Below are 19,512 nucleotides of genomic sequence, written 5' to 3'. Positions count from 1 at the left end.
GCTAAAAAAAACATCCGCCGAAGCAGATGTTGTGTTTTTATTTTCCTTTGTTCGCTTCCGAAACATATTTCTCTAAAGCCATAGTCATAGAAGGTGTTTCTGGTGTTGGCGCCAAAATATCTATTCTTAGACCATGTTCTAAAGCTTCTTTTTGAGTTGTGCTTCCAAAAACAGCGATTCGAGTATTGTTTTGTTCAAAATCTGGAAAGTTTTTAAATAATGATTTTATTCCTGTTGGACTAAAAAACGCTAATACATCATAGTAAACATCTTTTAAATCTGACAAATCACTCATTACTGTTTTGTAAAAAGTTCCTGGAACCCAATCGACTTTTAAGTTATTTAACGTTTGAGGAATATCGGCATTTAGTTGATCTGACGATGGTAATAAGTATTTTTCGTCTTTATATTTTTTGAATAAAGTAGACATATCTACAAAATCCTTCTGACCTACATATATTTTACGTTTTCGGTACACCACATATTTTTGAAGATAAAATGCCACCGCTTCCGATTGGCAAAAATATTTCAAATCTTCTGGCACTTTATAACGCATTTCTTCGGCCACTCTAAAAAAGTGATCTACAGAGTTTTTACTGGTTAAAATAATAGCCGTAAAATTGTTCAAATCTATCTTTTGTGTGCGAACATCTTTTGCCAAGACACCTTCCACGTGAATAAATGGTCTGAAATCAACTTTAACTTTGTGCTTATTTTGTAACTCAAAATAAGGAGAGTTTTCAACCTTTGGCTCAGGTTGCGAAACTAAAATTGTTTTCACTTTCATATTAAACATTTTCTAATGCGCTACCTTTTTGTAATAATATAATACATAAAGTAATAAGGCGCTATTTCGAGTGCGCAAATATATAAAATAAAATAAAACAACTTACTTAATAATAATTTTTGATAATTCTTTAATGAAACTAAATAAGTTACTGCATTAATTATCAATAACATAATCATAACGCCAATTATAGCATAAGTATTCATAATATTTGTATAATACATAATTATGTTAACTGGCAATAATAGCAATCCTATATAAGTTCTGTAGCTTACTTTGAACAAATTGAACTGTTCTGTAAAATTTTCGATATTAAATGATGTGGCAATAATCTTCTCAATCAAGAATTTTGATAATATAAAAAAGCTTAAAAAAGTAAATATTTGTATAAATGTGACCCAATTTGTTTTAGTCGTATATCCAAAATAACTTAAAACTAATTGCAAGAAAAAGGACATTGAAATAAGCTGAACAACAAACAAAAGTATTGTAAACCAACTCATTAAATTACTACTATCTTTGTATATTTTTAGATATTTATCATTAATTAGTAAATTTACAAAATCTCTAAAACGATTTTCGAAAGCGGTTTTAGTAACAACAAGCAATGTAAAAGCAATAATAAACAAGATGGTTACCCAATCTTTGTTTTCTACAATTCGAGGAATAAGTTCAGTTTTACTCATAGTGCAAAATTACAAATTTTTTAAACTATTATTTAATTATAAATAATTTAAGAAACTCATTTGCGAAAAAGCTTATTTTTGCATCAGAATTTTACATTATGAAAGACGGAATTGTAATAATCCCAACCTATAACGAAATAGAAAACATCGAAATTATCATTCGAGCTGTCTTCTCGTTACCCAAAAAATTTCACGTTTTAATTGTTGATGACAATTCCCCAGACGGAACTTCTAACAAAGTAATCGAGCTGCAACAAGAATTTAGCGACGGATTATTTCTTGAAACCAGAAAAGAAAAATCAGGATTAGGAACCGCTTATGTACATGGTTTCAAATGGGCTTTGCAACACGATTACGAATATATTTTTGAGATGGATGCCGATTTTTCTCACAATCCGGCCGATTTAGAAAAACTATACAATGATTGTAATACAGGCAAAGCAGGAATGGCAATAGGTTCTCGTTATGTAACTGGCGTAAATGTCGTAAACTGGCCACTAAACCGAGTGCTCATGTCTTATTTTGCTTCGATGTATGTTCGATTTATAACTGGAATGAAAATACACGATGCAACAGCTGGTTTTATTTGTTACCGAAGAGAAGTTCTAGAAACCATCGATTTAGATAAAATAAAATTTACTGGTTATGCGTTTCAAATAGAAATGAAGTATCGTACTTTTATAAACAAATTCAAAATTACCGAAGTGCCTATTATTTTTACTGACAGAACCAAAGGCGAATCGAAAATGAGCAATGCCATTATTAAGGAAGCCATATTTGGCGTAATTATGCTTCGAGTAAGAAAAATTTTTAATCGATTATAAGTTTGATTTTACCAAAAAACTAAAAACCAAAAAAATGAAACAAGTTTTAATAAAGAATGCAAAAATTGTCAACGAAGGAATCATATTTGAAGGCGATGTTCTTATTGAAAATGAATTTATTATAGAAATTGCCGAAAACATCAGTCCAAAATCGTCCGATTGCAGAATTATTGATGCTGAAGGAAATTATTTAATTCCCGGAATGATAGACGACCAAGTTCATTTCCGCGAACCAGGACTTACTCACAAAGGCGATATCGCTTCAGAATCTCGTGCAGCAATTGCTGGCGGAATCACTTCCTATATCGAGCAACCCAACACTGTTCCCAATGCCGTAACGCAAGAATTATTAGAACAAAAATATCAGATTGCAGCGCAATCATCGTATGCAAATTACTCATTTATGATGGGTGCAACAAACGATAATCTTGAAGAAGTCTTAAAAACAAACCCTAAAAATGTTGCAGGAATCAAAATTTTCTTAGGCTCATCGACAGGAAATATGTTAGTTGATAATGAAGCTGTTTTAGAAAAAATATTTTCGAGCACAAAAATGCTCATCGCTGTACATTGTGAAGACGAAACAACGATACAAAACAATTTAGCAAAATATAAAGCAGAATACGGGGACGATATCCCGATGGAATTTCATCATCTTATTCGTAGCGAAGAAGCGTGTTATGTTTCGTCATCAAAAGCAGTAGCTCTGGCACAAAAAACTGGCGCAAGATTGCATATTTTTCATGTTTCGACAGCAAAAGAAACAGAACTTTTTTCGCATATTCCGGTCGAAGACAAACAAATAACCGCCGAAGTTTGTATTCACCATTTGTGGTTTACCAATGATGATTATGCAAAAAAAGGCACACTCATAAAATGGAATCCAGCGGTAAAAACACAAGCAGACAAAGACGAACTTTGGAAAGCCTTACTCGATGACAGAATAGATGTTATTGCTACCGATCACGCGCCGCACACACTTGAAGAAAAACAGAATCTGTACACTACAGCACCATCTGGCGGACCATTAGTACAACACGCTGTTGTGGCTTTGTTTGAAGCTTTTCATCAAGGAAAAATTTCGATTGAGAAGATTGTCGAAAAAACAGCACACAATCCTGCCAAAATTTTCAAAATAGATCGTCGTGGTTTTATAAAAGAAGGTTATTATGCCGATTTGGCTATTGTAAATACAGGAATGCCGTGGCGCGTAAACAAAGACAATATTTTATACAAATGTGGTTGGTCACCGTTTGAAGATTTTACATTTACCTCAAGAATCACGCATACTTTTGTGAACGGGGAATTAGTTTTTCATAACTCCAAAACCAAAGAAATTCATTGCGGCAAGCGATTAGAATTTAACCGATAATACGATGAAGAAAATTATATTATTACTATCTATTTTAATTATTATTAGCGCTTGTTCTAATAAAAATGAAATCCCAAAACCTGCAAAACCAATAGACAAAGCGGTAATGGAAAACATCTTGTATGATTTGGCTTTGCTACAAGCATTAAAGAGTTATAGTCCTGAAAAACTGACTAAAAACAGCATAAACTCCAAAACTTATATTTATCAGAAATACAAAATAGATAGTTTACAGTTTGTAGAAAACAACAAATACTTCGCTTCAGATATTGAAACTTATAAATTAATGTTCGAAAATGTATCTAACCGATTACAAAAGGAAAAAATAGAAATCGACAAGGTTCTCAGTAAAGAATTAAAAGTTAAAACTAAAAAATCGCAAGATTCATTGGAAAAAATAGTCAAAAAATCTAAAGTTATTGCTAGAGGTTAATTTTTTAGAATGTTTAAATAAGCATCTGTTTCTATAAACTTATAATCTAATTGTTTTATTATTTTCTCGTTAGAGTAAACATCTTTACTATGTAAAGCACTTGCTAAATCTTTTGTCAAAGTTCTTTTTTTACCAAAAAAAGTTGCTAAAAACCAATCGACTCGCCAAGCAAAACTAGTAAGAAATTTCCCTGCATGCAATTTTGGTTTTTTTACTTGTAACGTTTCGGCAATAGCAAAAACTAATTCTTGATACGTTTTGTTTTCGGAAATCAGGATAAATTTTTCTCCTGCAATGTCACTTTGCATCAGTAATGACAAAATAGTTACTACATCACCCACACAGACAAATCCCGTACTTCCTTTAGTATAAAAAGGCAAACCGTTTTTTACTTTAGTATAAATTTCTCCGCTTCCATCTATCCAAAAAAGCGGCCCAAGAATAACACCAGGATTTACAACAATTACATCAAGCCCTTCTTGTTGTGCGCGCCAAACTTCCATTTCGGCACCATATTTAGAAATCGCATAATCATTATGTTGCATTTCAGGATTCCATTCACATTCTTCTGTAACAATTGTTTCGTGTGGTAATAAATCTCCCAAAGCAGCAATAGAACTAACGTAACACAATTTTTTTATTTTAAAATCGATACAAAAACTAATAATATTTTGAGTCCCTTCTATATTTATTTTCCTGAGATTTTCTTCATCTTTTGGATCGAAAGAAATTAAAGCGGCACAATGATACACATAATTAACATCCTGAAAAGCAACTTCGAGCGAAGGAATATCTAGAATATCGGCTTGACACCAGTGTATTTTACCAAACAACTCTTGTTTATTATAGTGTTCGAAAACCGTTTTTACTTTTTGTTTTCCTTTTTTGCTTCTAAATAAGGCTTTCACCGTTTGACCTTGCTCTAATAAGTGCAAAACCAAATGCGAACCTACCAATCCTGTTGCTCCTGTAACTAATACCATAATCCAAAGATATTAATAAATATTGTTATTGAAATTGATTTTTGACATTGCCATCGAATTGTTATCTTTGTCAAAATTGATTTTGAAAATGAAGAATTTAGTTGAAGAATTAAAATGGAGGGGTTTGTTTCACGACATGATGCCTGGAACCGAAGAACAATTAACAAAAGAATCGACTACTGCATATATAGGTTTTGATCCCACTGCCGATTCCTTACACATAGGAAGCATGGTTCAAATCATACTTTTAGTTCATCTTAAAAATTTTGGACACAAACCTATTGCTTTAATAGGTGGTGCGACAGGAATGATAGGTGATCCTTCAGGAAAAAGTGACGAGAGAAATTTGCTCGACGAAGCTACTTTAAATAAAAATGTTGCAGGAATAAAAGCAGTTTTATCTAGTTTTTTAGATTTTAATGCTACCGATGCAAATGCCCCAATTTTAGTAAACAACTACGATTGGATGAAAAACTTTTCGTTCATAGATTTTGCTCGCGATATAGGAAAACGAATCACAGTAAATTATATGATGAGCAAAGATTCTGTCAAAAAACGACTGGGAGCAGATGGAGAAGGCATGTCATTTACAGAGTTTACTTACCAACTAATACAAGGTTACGATTTTCAGCATTTGTACAAAACTCACAATTGTTTGTTGCAAATGGGCGGCTCGGACCAATGGGGAAATATTACCACGGGAACTGAATTAGTTCGTAGAATGGGCGGTGAAGGAGCAAAAGCTTACGCACTAACCACACCGCTAATTACAAAAGCTGATGGCTCTAAATTCGGAAAATCCGAAGGAGGAAATGTTTGGCTAACTGCCGATAAAACTTCGGTTTATAAATTTTACCAATTTTGGTTAAACACTTCCGATGAAGATGCCGAGAAATACATCAAGATTTTTACTTTTTTAGATAAAAATACGATTGATGCTTTGACCGAAGAACATAAAACCGCACCTCATTTGCGTGTTTTGCAACGCAAATTAACCGAAGAAATTACAATCTTAGTTCACGGAAAAGAGGAGTTAGAAAAAGCCATAAAAGCTTCCAATATTTTGTTTGGAAACTCAACATCAGAAGATTTAAAAGGATTAGATGCGGCTACTTTTCTAGAAATTTTCGATGGTGTTCCGCAAGCCGAAATCTCAAAATCGGATATCGAAGCCGGAATAAATATTGTTGATGTGTTAAACGAAAAATCAGGTTTTTTAAAATCTAATGGTGAAGCGAGAAGAGCACTTTCGGCTAATTCGATATCAGTAAATAAAGAAAAAGTAACCGAAGAATTCACATTATCTGCAAAAGACATGATAAACAATCAGTTTGTATTATTGCAAAGTGGGAAGAAAAATTATTTTGTTTTGAGCGTAAAATAAAAAAATCCTCTTCTTTCGAAGAGGATTTTGTACCCGGAGCCGGGCTCGAACCGGCACGGTTTCCCACTGGTGTTTGAGACCAGCGCGTCTACCAATTCCGCCATCCGGGCTTCATGTAGACAAAATTAAAACCCATATTGGGCAATGATTTTTGTTTCGTGACTGCAAATGTAAATATTTTTTCTGCAATTCATAAAAAAATACTTAAAAATTATCTTTTTTACTCCGATTTAATTCCTAAATTTGCACCTCGGTAAAACGAAACACAACTAACTAACTACACCCGAGGCGCTTATCCGCATGATGCTTTAAACAAAAAACGAAGCCGAACTGTATGGAGCGTAGCGGAATAAAAACAACGAATTAATGCCACACCTAGAACCCGAAGCAAAAGTATTTGCCTGTTCGCAAAGTGTTTACCTAGCCGAAAAAATAGCTGCAAGCTACGGAACAACGCTAGGAAAAGTAACGTTCTCGCAATATAGTGATGGTGAATTTCAGCCTTCTTATGAGGAATCAATAAGAGGATTGCGTGTGTTTATTGTATGTTCTACATTTCCAAGTGCAGATAATCTGATGGAATTGTTACTTATGATAGATGCTGCAAAAAGAGCTTCAGCAAGACACATAACAGCAGTTATTCCATATTTTGGATGGGCTCGTCAAGACAGAAAAGACAAGCCAAGAGTCCCAATTGGAGCAAAGCTAGTTGCAAAATTATTGGAAACAGCAGGTGCAACACGTATCATGACCATGGATTTACATGCAGATCAGATACAAGGTTTTTTCGAAAAACCAGTAGATCACTTGTTCGCATCGACCATTTTCTTGCCTTATGTAAAAAGCTTAGGTTTAGAAAATTTAACAATTGCATCGCCAGACATGGGAGGTTCTAAAAGAGCTTATGCTTATTCTAAATTTTTAGAATCGGACGTGGTAATTTGTTACAAACAAAGAAAAGTAGCCAACGTAATTGATACGATGGAATTAATAGGTGAAGTAAAAGGTCGAAATGTAATCTTAGTAGATGACATGATAGACACCGGAGGCACTTTGGCGAAAGCTGCAGATTTAATGATAGAAAAAGGAGCATTAAGTGTAAGAGCAATATGTACCCACGCTATTTTATCTGGAGATGCTTACGAAAAGATAGAAAATTCAAAATTGCTTGAATTAATAGTGACCGATTCTATTCCGTTAAAGAAAGAATCAAACAAAATAAGAGTCGTGAGTTGTGCACCTCTTTTTGCAGAAGTTATGCACATGGTGCACCACAACAATTCCATTAGTGGAAAATTTTTAATGTAAATTATTATTTATTAACTATATTTTTTTAAAATGAAATCGATTACAATTAAAGGATCAGAAAGAGAAAGCGTAGGAAAAGTTGCGACTAAAGCCTTACGTAATGCTGGAGCGGTTCCTTGCGTATTATACGGAGGAGATCAACCAGTGCATTTTTCGGCAGACGAAAGAGCATTCAAATCATTGGTTTACACTCCAAACGCACACACAGTTGTGATTGAAGTTGAAGGCGGAAAATCTTACAACGCAGTTTTGCAAGATATCCAAGTACACCCAGTTTCTGACAAAATTTTACACCTTGATTTTTATCAATTATTTGATAACAAAGAGGTTACTATGGAAGTTCCTGTAAGAATCATCGGAACATCTCCAGGTGTATTATTAGGTGGTGTTTTACGTCTTAACTCACGTAAACTTAAAGTTAAAGCTTTGCCAGCTAACCTACCAGATTTCTTAGATGCAGATATTTCTCCTCTAGAAATGGGTAACAAAATTTATGTTACAGCTTTGGCTAACGAAAAATACAAAATCCTACACCCAGACAACACAGTTGTTTGTCAAGTAAGAATTTCTCGTGCTGCAATGAAAGCTGCTCAAGAAGCTGCAAAAGCTGCAAAAGCACCAGCAGGGAAAAAGAAAAAATAATTTTTCGACATACTTTTATAAGAAGCGCTCCAATTGGAGCGCTTTTTTTATGGATTTTAATTTTTTTTCTTATACCAAAGTTTGGCTTAAATTCGTAAATTCGTATTTTATTTTAAATTAACAAATCCGACAGAAATGCCTTTGCAAAATACAAATCCCATCACTACAAAAGCTTGGCAGGAACTCGAAAAACATTTTCTAGAAATAAAAAACATTTCTATGCAGGAGATGTTTCAAGAAGATAACAATCGGGCAGAAAAATTTCACATTAAATGGGAAGATTTTCTTGTAGATTACTCGAAAAACAGAATCAATCAATCAACCATAAATTTACTTTTAGATTTAGCTAACGAAGTTGGATTGAAAGACGCTATCGAATATTACTTTACTGGTAAAAAAATTAATAAAACCGAGGACAGATCGGTTTTGCATACGGCACTAAGAGCTAATAAAAATGATATTGCTTTAGTAGATGGCGAGGATGTAATTTCTGAGATTTTTGAAGTAAAAAATAAAATAAAATTATTCTCTGAAAACATTATAAACGGAAACAAAAAAGGTTTTTCAGGAAAATCATTTACCGACATTGTAAACATAGGAATTGGCGGTTCGGATTTAGGACCAACTATGGCTGTAGAAGCACTTCAGTTTTACAAAAATCATTTAAACGTTCATTTTATATCCAATATAGATGGCGATCATGTGGCCGAAACCATCAAAAAACTAAACCCAGAAACTACCCTTTTTGTTATTGTTTCTAAAACATTTACAACACAAGAAACACTAACAAATTCCGAAACGATTAAAGATTGGTTTCTAAAATTTGCTACTAAAGAAGATATTGCCAAACATTTTGTTGCCGTTTCTACCAATATAAAAAACGCCACCGATTTTGGAATCGATAATGACAATATTTTTCCCATGTGGGATTGGGTTGGCGGACGATTTTCGTTGTGGAGTTCGGTTGGACTTACAATTAGTCTAGCGGTTGGTTTCGATAATTTTGATAAACTATTGTGTGGCGCAAACAAAATGGACAATCATTTTAGAAACACACCTTTCGACAAAAATACACCTATTATTCTTGCCTTATTAAGCGTTTGGTACAATAATTTTTTTGGTAGCGAAAGTGAAGCCATTATCCCTTACACACAATATTTACAAAAATTCGCACCTTATTTACAGCAAGCCGTTATGGAAAGTAACGGAAAAAGTGTAGATCGTAATGGAAATCGAGTAAATTACCAAACAGGAACAATTATTTGGGGAGAACCTGGCAGTAATTCTCAGCATGCCTTTTTTCAACTCATTCATCAAGGAACAAAACTAATCCCAACAGATTTTATAGGGTTTATAAAACCATTATACGATGACAAAGAACATCATGACATGCTTATGTCTAACTTTTTTGCACAAACAGAAGCGCTACTTCATGGTAAAACAAAAGCCCAAGTAAATACTGAACTAGAAAAGCAAGGACTTTCTAAAGAAAAGTCAGATTTTTTGCTTCCATTCAAAATTTTTGAAGGAAACAAACCTACAAATACAATTTTAATTAAAGTGTTAACCCCAGAAACACTCGGCGCACTAATAGCGATGTACGAACACAAAATCTTTGTGCAAGGTGTTATTTGGAATATCTTCAGTTACGACCAATGGGGCGTTGAACTTGGCAAACAACTAGCTAGCTCTATTTTGGAAGAAATTAACACTACAAACGTTAAAAATCACGATGCGTCAACAAGTTTTTTGTTAGGTTTTTTTATAAAAAATAGCCATTAGACTGATAACATCAGACAAATTTCAATGTTAGCCGTTATTTTACCTGAACAACAAGAGAAATGAAAAAATCAACCAAAATTTTCTTTTTAATCCTTCTAATTTTAATAATTGGAATTTTCATTCATCCTCAGAAAGTAATCTATGAGGCAAATGTTGAAGGAAAGGTAATTGACGAAAATAATAAGCCTGTTATCAATGCAACTGTTTACAGAATCGAAAAAGAGTATTATATAAATGAGAAAATTGGCTCGAATGAATCAAGAGATTTAAGAACTGAAAATGTTAAAACTGACAAAAATGGAAACTTCAAGTTTTATGAAAAAACAAGAATAGATTGGTTTCACACTCCATTAGATTTGCCAATTGGCTACTGTTATGCGGAATTCGAAATTGAAAAAAGTGGATATAAATTTTATAAAACAAAGTTTGGTGATTTTGAACAATACAGAATTGAAAATTGTTACGCTTGCGAAAAAGTATTATTTAAGCCAATCATTACTTTGAAAAGTCTACAAAAAAACAGAAACAAAAACTGAATTGAAAACAGAACTGAATAATAAAAACAACGGCTAACACACGCTACAAGCAATTTGGGGATTTGGCTTAATGGAAAAATTGGTTTGTATTTGGAAGATTTGGCAAATCCGAAAAATAATGCTGATTTAGCCCCAAACTACTTGTATGTGCATCATCTTCGAGCGACAGAAAACCTGAAAGAAAAACAAATTAAAATGAGAAAAATATTTATACTTTTAAATCTGATTTTATTAATAAATCTGAATGGTAATTGCCAAACTAAAAATCAAAAAATCAAAGAAATTGTAAAAAGCGAGTTTGGAAATATATTAGACAGTTTAAAAGTAAAAGGGGCCATTTTAATTTACGATGTAAAAAATAAAACGTATTATTCTAATGATTTTTCGTGGGCAAAAACGGGGATAATTCCAGCCTCGACTTTCAAAATTCCGAATTCAATTATTGCGTTAGAAACAGGAGTAATTAAAAATGATTCTGTTGTTTTTAAATGGGGTGGCGAAAAACGTAATTTTAAAAAATGGGAAGAAGATTTGACTTTCAAAAAAGCATTTCAAGTTTCTTGCGTTCCTTGTTATCAAGAAATTGCCCGAAAAGTTGGAGTAAAAAGAATGAAATCTTATTTAAAGCAATTGAATTATAAAGGAATGGTTTTCGATACTTTAACCATTGATAATTTTTGGTTGTACGGGAAATCGAAATTTTCTCAAATGCAACAAATTGAATTTTTAGAAAGATTGTATTTTTCAAAATTACCTATTTCAAAAAGAACCGAAAATATAATGAAAGACATCATGCAAATTGAGAAAACGAAAACTTATGTTTTAAGCGGAAAAACAGGTTGGGCAATGCATAATGAAATGAATAATGGTTGGTTGGTTGGATATTTAGAAACGGATAATTCTGTTTATTTTTTTGCAACAAACATCGGCAAAGAAGAAACAACTATGGATGAATTTCAAACAATTCGAATGCAATCAACTAAAGAAGCATTTAAAAAACTAAAGTTGATTAAATAAACATCAAGATTGGCTCATATAAAAAACGAACATGCAACAGCGTTTTTTGTACATAACCCTATCTCTTACTAATCAAATTATGAAAATAGGCTTATATTTCGGAACCTTTAATCCCATTCATATTGGGCATCTAATTATTGCCAACCACATGGCCGAACATTCTGATTTAGAACAAATCTGGATGGTTGTCACGCCACACAATCCGTTAAAAAAGAAAGACACTTTGCTCGACGATTATCATCGTTTGCATTTAGTGAATTTAGCCACGGAAGATTATCCAAAAATCAAACCGTCAGACATAGAATTTAAACTGCCTCAACCCAATTATACGGTAAATACTTTGGTGCATTTACAAGACAAATTCCCGAAAAATGAATTCTCATTAATTATGGGCGAAGACAATTTAAAATCATTTCATAAATGGAAAAACTACGAAGCGATTTTACAAAACCATGAGATTTATGTATATCCAAGAGTTTCTTCCGAAGCAGATAATATAGAATTCAAAAACAATTCGAAAATTCACATTATAAACGCTCCAATTGTAGAAATATCATCGACTTTTATTCGTGAAAACATTAAAAACAAAAAAAACATTCAACCCTTATTACCATCTAAAGTTTGGGAATATATAAATCATAATAATTTTTACAAAAAGTAATATTGCTTTTTAGATATTGCTAATATTTAAAAATTGCTTGAATATTAAAAGGAGTTTGTCATTCTGAGAAACGAAGAATCTCAATAGTTACTCAATTTATGAGATTTCTCCTTCGTCGAAATGACAAAAGGCTTTGGTTTTTTATATAATCTACAATATTCTAAAAAATAATATTTTCAATTAACATAGTTTTATAATTCTTCCGAAGAAACTTTCATAACTTTAAAAAAATAAATAAAAAGTCATGTTAAACTTCGAATTATACAATCCGACCAATTACATTTTTGGCAAAGGACAAATAGAAAAATTATCAAAATTAGTTCCAAAAAACGCAAAAATCCTTCTAGCTTATGGTGGCGGAAGTATTTTTAAAAACGGAATCCACGAACAAGTAATCAAAAATTTACAAGGATTCGACATTATCGAATTTGGTGGTATCGAACCCAATCCGCGTTTTGAAACTTTAATGACTGCTGTCGAAATTGTTAGAAAAGAAAAAATAACTTTCATTCTTGCCGTTGGTGGCGGAAGCGTTATCGATGGCGTGAAATTTATTTCGGGCGCAACGAATTTTGAAGGAAATCCTATCGATATTCTTAAAAACAAAGTATTATTTACTGATTTATCTAAAGTAATTTCTTTCGGAACCGTTCTTACATTACCCGCAACTGGATCGGAAATGAATTCAGGCGCAGTGGTAACCATCGAAGCGACTCAAGAAAAACTCGTTTTGGGCGGTAGTGCTTTGTTTCCAAAATTTTCTATTTGTGATCCAACAGTGATTGCTTCATTACCCAAACGCCAATTAGAAAATGGTGTTGTAGATGCATTTACGCATGTTATGGAACAATATTTAACCTATCCGCACGATGCTATTTTGCAAGACCGAATCGCCGAAAGCATTTTGCAAACATTAGTAGAAATTGGTCCAAATGTTGTAGAAAATCCAACGGATTATAAGTTGGCTTCCAACTTTATGTGGTGTGCAACAATGGCGCTAAACGGATTAATACAAAAAGGAGTTCCTTCAGACTGGGCAACGCACATGATTGGTCACGAACTAACCGCTTTGTACGAAATAGATCACGCCAGAACATTGGCAGTTATTGCGCCAAGTTTGTATAAAGTAATGTTTGAAACCAAAAAAGACAAATTAGCACAATATGGCGAAAGAATTTTTAATGTTTCAGGAGATTCAATCGAAGAAAAAGCTGAAAAAGCGATAGAAAAAACCATCGAATTCCTTCACAAAATGGGAATGCAAACCAAACTGTCGGAATATACCGAAGATTACAAAAAATCGGCAGACTTTATTGTAAATCGTTTCGAAACAAGAGGTTGGAAAGCATTGGGTGAGAAACAAAATATCACTTTGCAAAGAGTAAAAGAAATTGTAGAAGGCAGTTATTAGAAATATTAACTCCTAAATTTCAAAAGGCGTTCAAGAAACAATCTCCTGAACGCCTTTTTTTCTAAACACCAAAAACAAAACTTATTTTTAATATACTTAACTAACTTGTAACTATAACGTTAGAAATATTTTTAAATTGTATAAAAAATAAAAAACTAATGTTAAATTTTATAAAGCCTTTATTCTTGTAGCATTACAGCAATAACTTTCATGTTTACACTATTTTGCTTACTTTTGAAACACTAAATTTTTTTGTAATGACTACAAAACCAAAATTTGCCGTAATTGGCGGAGGAAGTTGGGCAACTGCCATCACTAAAATGTTATGCGTAAATCTAGACGAAGTATCTTGGTATATGCGTAACGAAGAAGCTGTAAACCACATTAAAACATACAAACACAACCCAAATTATTTAACTGGTGTTGAATTTGACACAAATAAATTGCGCCTTACAACAAATATAAACGAAGCGGTTGCTTATGCCGATTATATTATTTTTGCTATTCCATCGGCATTTTTGGGTGGCGAACTCGAAAAAATGACCGAAAGCCTTGAGGGTAAAATAATTTTTTCGGCTATTAAGGGAATTGTTCCTGAAACGAGTCTTATTGTTGGCGAACATTTTAATAAAACCTACAACATTCCTTTCGATAATATTGGCGTCATTACAGGGCCATGTCACGCCGAAGAAGTAGCATTAGAGCGTTTGTCATATCTAACCATTGCTTGTGGCGATGCTAAAAAAGCAAAAATAGTAGCCAATTGTTTGTCTGGACATTTTATTAAAGCAAAAATTTCTGATGACATTATAGGAACGGAATATGCCGCAATGCTAAAAAACATTTACGCCATTGCAGCAGGAATTGCTCATGGTTTGGGTTATGGTGATAATTTTCAATCGGTATTGATGAGTAACGGTATTCGTGAAATGAAAAAATTCATCAAGAAAGTGCACAAAATGAAACGTAACATAAACGATTCGGCTTACTTAGGCGATTTGTTAGTTACAGGATATTCGGTGTTTTCTAGAAATAGAATGTTTGGAAATATGATTGGGAAAGGATATACCGTAAAATCGGCTCAAATGGAAATGAGTATGGTTGCCGAAGGTTATTATGCAACCAAAAGTGCTTGGAAGCTAAACCAAGATTACAAGGCTAAAACTCCTATTATCGATGCCGTTTACGAGATTTTATACGAAGGAAAAAGTGCTAAAAAAGTATTCGAAAAACTAACTGATAAGTTGGATTAATAAAAAAGAGTTACAAAATGTAACTCTTTTTTATTTTTATTCTTGTCGCCTTTTACGATTGGATTTTATCCTTTTTGTGGTCACGGGTTGCAAATTTACGCTATCGGGTTTAATAAAAAATTAAATAATTAGGGTTATAAAAAAAGAGTTACATTTCTGTAACTCTTTTTTGCTTAATTATTAAAACGCTTAGTTTATAACAATATCATCTAACTGAATAGTTGTTGTTTTTCCTGTCGTTCCGTCATATTCGAAAATGAAATAACCATTTCCTGCTAATGATGGAGGAATAGGATAAGTTCCACTATTTGTAAAATTTGTTGCATAACCAGATGTAGATCCTGTAGATATTGCAAAGTTAGATGTAATATCAACAAGTGTAGCTTGACTCATATTTCCACTAGGAACATAATCCGTAGAATAGTAAACTTTTAAAGGATTCCCGTCATTGAAACCGTCTTTTGTTTTAAATGAAAAACCATTTGCAAGAGCAAAATTTACTGGCACTACAAAATAAGCTTTGGTACAACCATTGTTAAATGCAGATACCTGTATGTATTTGTTACTACTAAACAAAACAACATCCCAATATTTGAATCCTACTGCCGCATCATTTACATATTTAGGTAAATTTGCTCCTGTTGTAGTTGTAGCATAGCTAGTAAAACCTTCGTTTAGAGTTGCGTCGTATGTGATTGCGCTTCCTCCTTTTGGCAATGAAACTACTTGGATTCTAGGTCCAGTCATTTTCACATCTCTTTCGTTTCTAAGAACAAGTTGGTACCCGTTGTTATATTTAGCTAAAACCCCTCTAATAGTACCTCTTCCAGATGGAACATAATTTCCTGCAAAGTTTGCAAAACGACTTGTTCTAACGTCTAAAGTTGTTGTTGTTATTCCGTTCGTGATTTTTAAACTGGTATCAAAATCTTTTTTGCTGTATGTAGCACAATCAGTTTTAAACTGAACATCGCTTATTTCTACAAGTGTATTTAAATAAACATCGCTTAAAGCTTGAGAAATTGTAAGGCGTTTTACAAAAACCTCTTCGTTTCCAGATTCGCATGAAGGCAAAATACTTCCTTTGTAATTAGCCAATCTGTCTACAGCATAAATATCTGTTGGAGGTGCCCCAAAAGTTAAGCCTCTATCAAAACTTGTTGGATTTGCATAAGCAAGTCCTTTTAGTTTTACGAACACTTTTCTTCCTGGTTCCATATGTTTCGTATAAACGTTTACTTCATCTATAGAAAGAATGAAACCTTTAGATCCATCCGTAGGTTGCAAATACATTTTTTTGTAGAAATTTCCGCCTTCATCACTAGAGATTACATAAGCTTCGATAATATCATCTGCAGCATAAATAGCTGTAGTATTAGTAGCAACGGTATAAATATCGCTTACTTCTTTGGTTTTTACCAAACCTGAACTAATACAATCGTCTTGTTTTGGATCTTCAAAAGTGTCGTTTACACAACTAGAAAATAGACCGAAAAGAGCAACTATAGAAAAAACATTTTTTATATTATTTTTCATAATCATTATTTTTTAGAAAGTTAAATAAACATTTACCATATAAGTTCTTCCGTAACCATAAAAATATTTTGGTGCAAAAACACTTGGTCCGTTAGATTGATGGTCTTCATAATCTTGTTTGTATGATGCATTTCTTGACTGTTCGAAACCTCCTGTTTTATATTTAAAATCTAAAACATTGTTTACGTTTGCAAAAAGACCTAATGTCTTGTCTTTTATTCTCCAAGATTTTCCTCCTACTAAATTAAACAAACGAATTGGATTAAACTTCTCTTGTGTCAAATATTTATCGGCAAGATTTTGATCAATAATTATACCAGTGTTATTTAATGGGTCATAATAATTTGAAGTTCTTCTGATAGTAGAAACATCTAAATAAGTATCTGCCATATAGTTTGCATTAGCACCAATCCACCAGAATTTAGGATCTCTATATTCTACCCCTACTGAATAGGCTTGTTGTGGAGTTCCTGATTGTTTGTATCCCGTCATTTTAGCCACACCATAAGATGTAACTGTTGCAGTTGCATCATTAGTAAGACTTACATTAGGATCATTTATAAGTGTAAATTCTCCGTAAGCAGCAACTCCAGTAAGTTTTATAGTTGATGTTACTTGGTACTCTAAACCAACTTCAACACCTCTATTTTTCTTATTTATTCCAGTAACAATTTCCGATACAAATGCACCACTATCTAGTCCTAAACCATCAGCATAATAAAAATTGATGTCGGTAGCATTAGATGTTTCTGAGAAATATCCTGTAAAACGAGCTTTGAAGCTTGGCATTTTGATGATATAACTTAAATCTACTCCTTTTATGTTTTCATTTGTAATATCTTCTGTAACAGAATTATTTACACGTGCATTAGGGAACACATCTTTTGTATTTGGCGCTTTTGTCATGTAAATACTATTGAAGTCGATAAAGTGTCTTCCAGAGATTTTGTATGTCATTCCTCCTTTGAATCCGAAGTTATCGAAACTCTTTTTTTCACTTTTTCCTAAAGAAGTTGTTGGGTAATATCCGTTTTTATAAAAACCTTCTCTTTGGTATCCTGAACGAGAAAATGTTTGAGCCAAATAGAAATCTACTTTTTTGTAAACAAATTTGAATTGTGTAAACGCTTCTAATTTAGTTGCATCAATATTATAATTATAACCATACTTATCGCTAACTCCAACTGTTCTGTTTGGATTGTTCAAATCAGATTGTTGTTGTGGTCCAAATCCAAATGTACTAATGTCTGTAAAGTAAGTTCCTCCTAAAAGATCAAGCATATTCTTGAAATTTTTAGTTTTAGACATTTGATAAGTTGCACCTGCATTTAATACTATATTGTCAGATAGTTGTGAAAACAAATTAGTACTTGCTGTAGCAATATTTTCGTCGTTTCTGTCTTCGTATTGTACTATTCTGCTTCCGTTAGCAATACTTTCAGTATTTATTCTGTAAATATTTTTCCAATCTAATTGCTTGTTAGCAAGGAAAGATTCTTTCAATTCAGCTGCAGCAGCAATATTAGCAGGTGTATTTCCTAGATAAACATTATCAAAAAACTCATTTGCTTTGAAACTTGGTAATTTTCTATAGTAAGTTGGGTCTGGATTATCAGCTTTCATATAATCTAAACGACTATTTCCTATTTGTCCTATTTGATAAGATACTGTAGTATTTAAATTCGTTTTAGGATTTACTTTCCAGTAATGAGTTAACATCATTATTGGCTCTTCTGAGTTTTTGAAACGTGAATTTCTTTTTTCACCTTCTTGGTAACCCCAATAAGAATTATATTTTATTCCTGCTAAATCAGATTGCTCATCAGTGTTTGGAGAATTTTTCCCTCTTTTGTTTTGAGCATAAATCGAAGTAAAATTCAAACTATGATTTTCGTTTATTTTTTTCTCAACACTAGCAAAGAAAGAGTTTGCACTGTAGTTAGTTCCTTCAAAATAACCATTTTCTGCCCAACGTCTTCCTGCCGAAATAACATAAGCCCAACCATCTGTTCTCATACCAGAAACATGGGTTGCCATCATTCTGAATGCGTAATTTGTGTTGGTATTAAGAAACGAAAGTCTAGTTCCTTTTCTGTACAAAGAAGCTCTTGTATTTATTTCTTGTGTTCCTGCAATTCCTCCAAAAACATAATCAGAAGGCGCAGAACCGTTTGTGAATTCTTGGTTACGAGTTGCATCGTTTAATCCTCCCCAATCACCATATTGTGGTCTTCCATCCGCAACACGATTCATAGAAAGTCCATTAATCATAATATTAGAATACTCATTATCAATACCTCTAACACTAAAACGAGCTTGACCAAAATTATAGGCAGCAGCTTGCAAAAAAGTATCACGTGAAGCTTGTAATAAACTTGCAGTTCCTTCAGAACCACTTCCTTCATCACCTAAATCATTTTCGGTAATGGTAATTAAACTTGTTTGTTGCTCCTGAGTAATATCTTCCTCTAAAACAACAACACCTAAATCTAGCATTTGGTTCTCTAAAATTTCAACTGGAAATAACTGAGTTTTGTAACCATCACTCTTGATTTGTAATAATTGACCGCCTTTTGCAAGTCCCGAAAACGTAAATTTACCATCAGCATTAGACATCTGAGTGAAATTTGTGTTTTGAATTGAAGCAACAACATTTTGTAATGGTTTTTGCGATTTAGCATCTACAACTCTACCAGTAATTCCAGTAGTAGTTTGAGCGAAACCAAAAAAAGCTTGTAATACAAATAGTGTACTAAGAACAAATTTTTTCATAAATTAAATTAAAGTTAATCCCTATTTAAGTTCATAATCAAATTAAATGGGGCGACAAATTTACAAGATTAAATTACATTTTGAACATTTTTTACAAAACTTATGTTAAATTTGATGTTATATTA

Annotated in this window: 17 protein-coding genes and 1 tRNA gene; 12 read left to right on the top strand and 6 right to left on the bottom strand. The window is 32.8% G+C overall.

The features are described from left to right. Positions 1-37: 37 nt before the first annotated feature. On the bottom strand, positions 38-787 hold the full coding sequence (locus BM053_RS08245) for a uroporphyrinogen-III synthase (RefSeq protein WP_091476677.1): 750 nt from the start codon (positions 785-787) through the stop codon (positions 38-40). A 20-nt stretch (positions 788-807) separates the two neighbouring features. After that, a complete protein-coding gene (locus BM053_RS08240) occupies positions 808-1,473 on the bottom strand; it encodes a DUF4271 domain-containing protein (protein WP_091476184.1) in 666 nt (221 codons plus the stop codon). A 98-nt stretch (positions 1,474-1,571) separates the two neighbouring features. On the opposite strand from BM053_RS08240, the gene BM053_RS08235 reads away from it, so the two are divergent. The 3 genes from BM053_RS08235 to BM053_RS08225 are packed head-to-tail and all read left to right on the top strand — an operon-like array spanning position 1,572 to position 4,102. Further along, positions 1,572-2,297: a polyprenol monophosphomannose synthase gene (locus tag BM053_RS08235; RefSeq protein WP_091476183.1), complete on the top strand. Its 726-nt coding sequence runs from the start codon at positions 1,572-1,574 to the stop codon at positions 2,295-2,297. A gap of 34 nt (positions 2,298-2,331) precedes the next feature. Next, a complete protein-coding gene (locus BM053_RS08230) occupies positions 2,332-3,669 on the top strand; it encodes a dihydroorotase (RefSeq protein WP_091476181.1) in 1,338 nt (445 codons plus the stop codon). Positions 3,670-3,673: 4 nt separating this feature from the next. Then, positions 3,674-4,102: a DUF4296 domain-containing protein gene (locus tag BM053_RS08225; protein WP_091476177.1), complete on the top strand. Its 429-nt coding sequence runs from the start codon at positions 3,674-3,676 to the stop codon at positions 4,100-4,102. On the opposite strand, the gene BM053_RS08220 is transcribed toward BM053_RS08225, so the two are convergent. Continuing rightward, complete coding sequence (locus tag BM053_RS08220) at positions 4,099-5,085, bottom strand: NAD-dependent epimerase/dehydratase family protein (RefSeq protein ID WP_091476173.1); 987 nt, start codon at positions 5,083-5,085, stop codon at positions 4,099-4,101. The two genes, BM053_RS08225 and BM053_RS08220, sit on opposite strands and share 4 nt — an antisense overlap. Before the next feature lie 88 nt (positions 5,086-5,173). On the opposite strand from BM053_RS08220, the gene tyrS reads away from it, so the two are divergent. Next, entirely contained in the window at positions 5,174-6,469 is a 1,296-nt protein-coding gene (gene tyrS, locus BM053_RS08215; RefSeq protein ID WP_091476171.1) for a tyrosine--tRNA ligase, read from the top strand. A gap of 30 nt (positions 6,470-6,499) precedes the next feature. On the opposite strand, the gene BM053_RS08210 is transcribed toward tyrS, so the two are convergent. Next, positions 6,500-6,579: transfer RNA gene (locus tag BM053_RS08210), tRNA-Leu, on the bottom strand. Positions 6,580-6,835: 256 nt separating this feature from the next. On the opposite strand from BM053_RS08210, the gene BM053_RS08205 reads away from it, so the two are divergent. From BM053_RS08205 to BM053_RS08170, 8 genes are all read left to right on the top strand, one after another. Next, positions 6,836-7,777 (top strand): ribose-phosphate pyrophosphokinase, encoded by a 942-nt coding sequence (locus tag BM053_RS08205; RefSeq protein ID WP_091476169.1) that lies wholly within the window; start codon positions 6,836-6,838, stop codon positions 7,775-7,777. Positions 7,778-7,807: 30 nt separating this feature from the next. Beyond that, the gene (locus BM053_RS08200) at positions 7,808-8,419 is read left to right on the top strand and encodes a 50S ribosomal protein L25/general stress protein Ctc (RefSeq protein WP_091476168.1); all 612 of its coding nucleotides are present in this window, start codon (positions 7,808-7,810) and stop codon (positions 8,417-8,419) included. Between the two features lie 135 nt (positions 8,420-8,554). After that, positions 8,555-10,201, top strand: a complete 1,647-nt coding sequence (gene pgi / locus BM053_RS08195; RefSeq protein WP_091476167.1) for a glucose-6-phosphate isomerase — start codon at positions 8,555-8,557, stop codon at positions 10,199-10,201. Positions 10,202-10,260: 59 nt separating this feature from the next. Next, positions 10,261-10,737 carry a hypothetical protein gene (locus BM053_RS08190; RefSeq protein ID WP_091476166.1) on the top strand — a complete coding sequence of 159 codons (477 nt, stop codon included), beginning with the start codon at positions 10,261-10,263 and terminating at the stop codon, positions 10,735-10,737. Positions 10,738-10,932: 195 nt separating this feature from the next. Further along, the gene (gene blaOXA, locus BM053_RS08185; protein WP_091476674.1) at positions 10,933-11,754 is read left to right on the top strand and encodes a class D beta-lactamase; all 822 of its coding nucleotides are present in this window, start codon (positions 10,933-10,935) and stop codon (positions 11,752-11,754) included. A 79-nt stretch (positions 11,755-11,833) separates the two neighbouring features. After that, positions 11,834-12,415: a nicotinate (nicotinamide) nucleotide adenylyltransferase gene (gene nadD, locus BM053_RS08180; RefSeq protein ID WP_091476164.1), complete on the top strand. Its 582-nt coding sequence runs from the start codon at positions 11,834-11,836 to the stop codon at positions 12,413-12,415. 244 nt (positions 12,416-12,659) lie between these two features. Continuing rightward, the gene (locus BM053_RS08175; protein ID WP_091476161.1) at positions 12,660-13,826 is read left to right on the top strand and encodes an iron-containing alcohol dehydrogenase; all 1,167 of its coding nucleotides are present in this window, start codon (positions 12,660-12,662) and stop codon (positions 13,824-13,826) included. Between the two features lie 257 nt (positions 13,827-14,083). Beyond that, positions 14,084-15,079 (top strand): NAD(P)H-dependent glycerol-3-phosphate dehydrogenase, encoded by a 996-nt coding sequence (locus tag BM053_RS08170; RefSeq protein WP_091476160.1) that lies wholly within the window; start codon positions 14,084-14,086, stop codon positions 15,077-15,079. A 189-nt stretch (positions 15,080-15,268) separates the two neighbouring features. Here the strand turns inward: BM053_RS08170 and BM053_RS08165 are convergent, their stop codons facing one another. Further along, positions 15,269-16,615, bottom strand: coding sequence for a DUF5689 domain-containing protein (locus BM053_RS08165; protein WP_091476671.1), 1,347 nt, complete (start codon positions 16,613-16,615; stop codon positions 15,269-15,271). A gap of 12 nt (positions 16,616-16,627) precedes the next feature. Continuing rightward, on the bottom strand, positions 16,628-19,387 hold the full coding sequence (locus BM053_RS08160; protein WP_091476157.1) for a carboxypeptidase-like regulatory domain-containing protein: 2,760 nt from the start codon (positions 19,385-19,387) through the stop codon (positions 16,628-16,630). Positions 19,388-19,512: the final 125 nt, after the last annotated feature.

The sequence above is a fragment of the Flavobacterium swingsii genome (assembly GCF_900111965.1).
In the GTDB taxonomy this organism is placed as follows: domain Bacteria; phylum Bacteroidota; class Bacteroidia; order Flavobacteriales; family Flavobacteriaceae; genus Flavobacterium; species Flavobacterium swingsii.
Note: the sequence above shows the minus strand (reverse complement) of the source record. Positions and strands in the feature narration are given on the sequence as shown.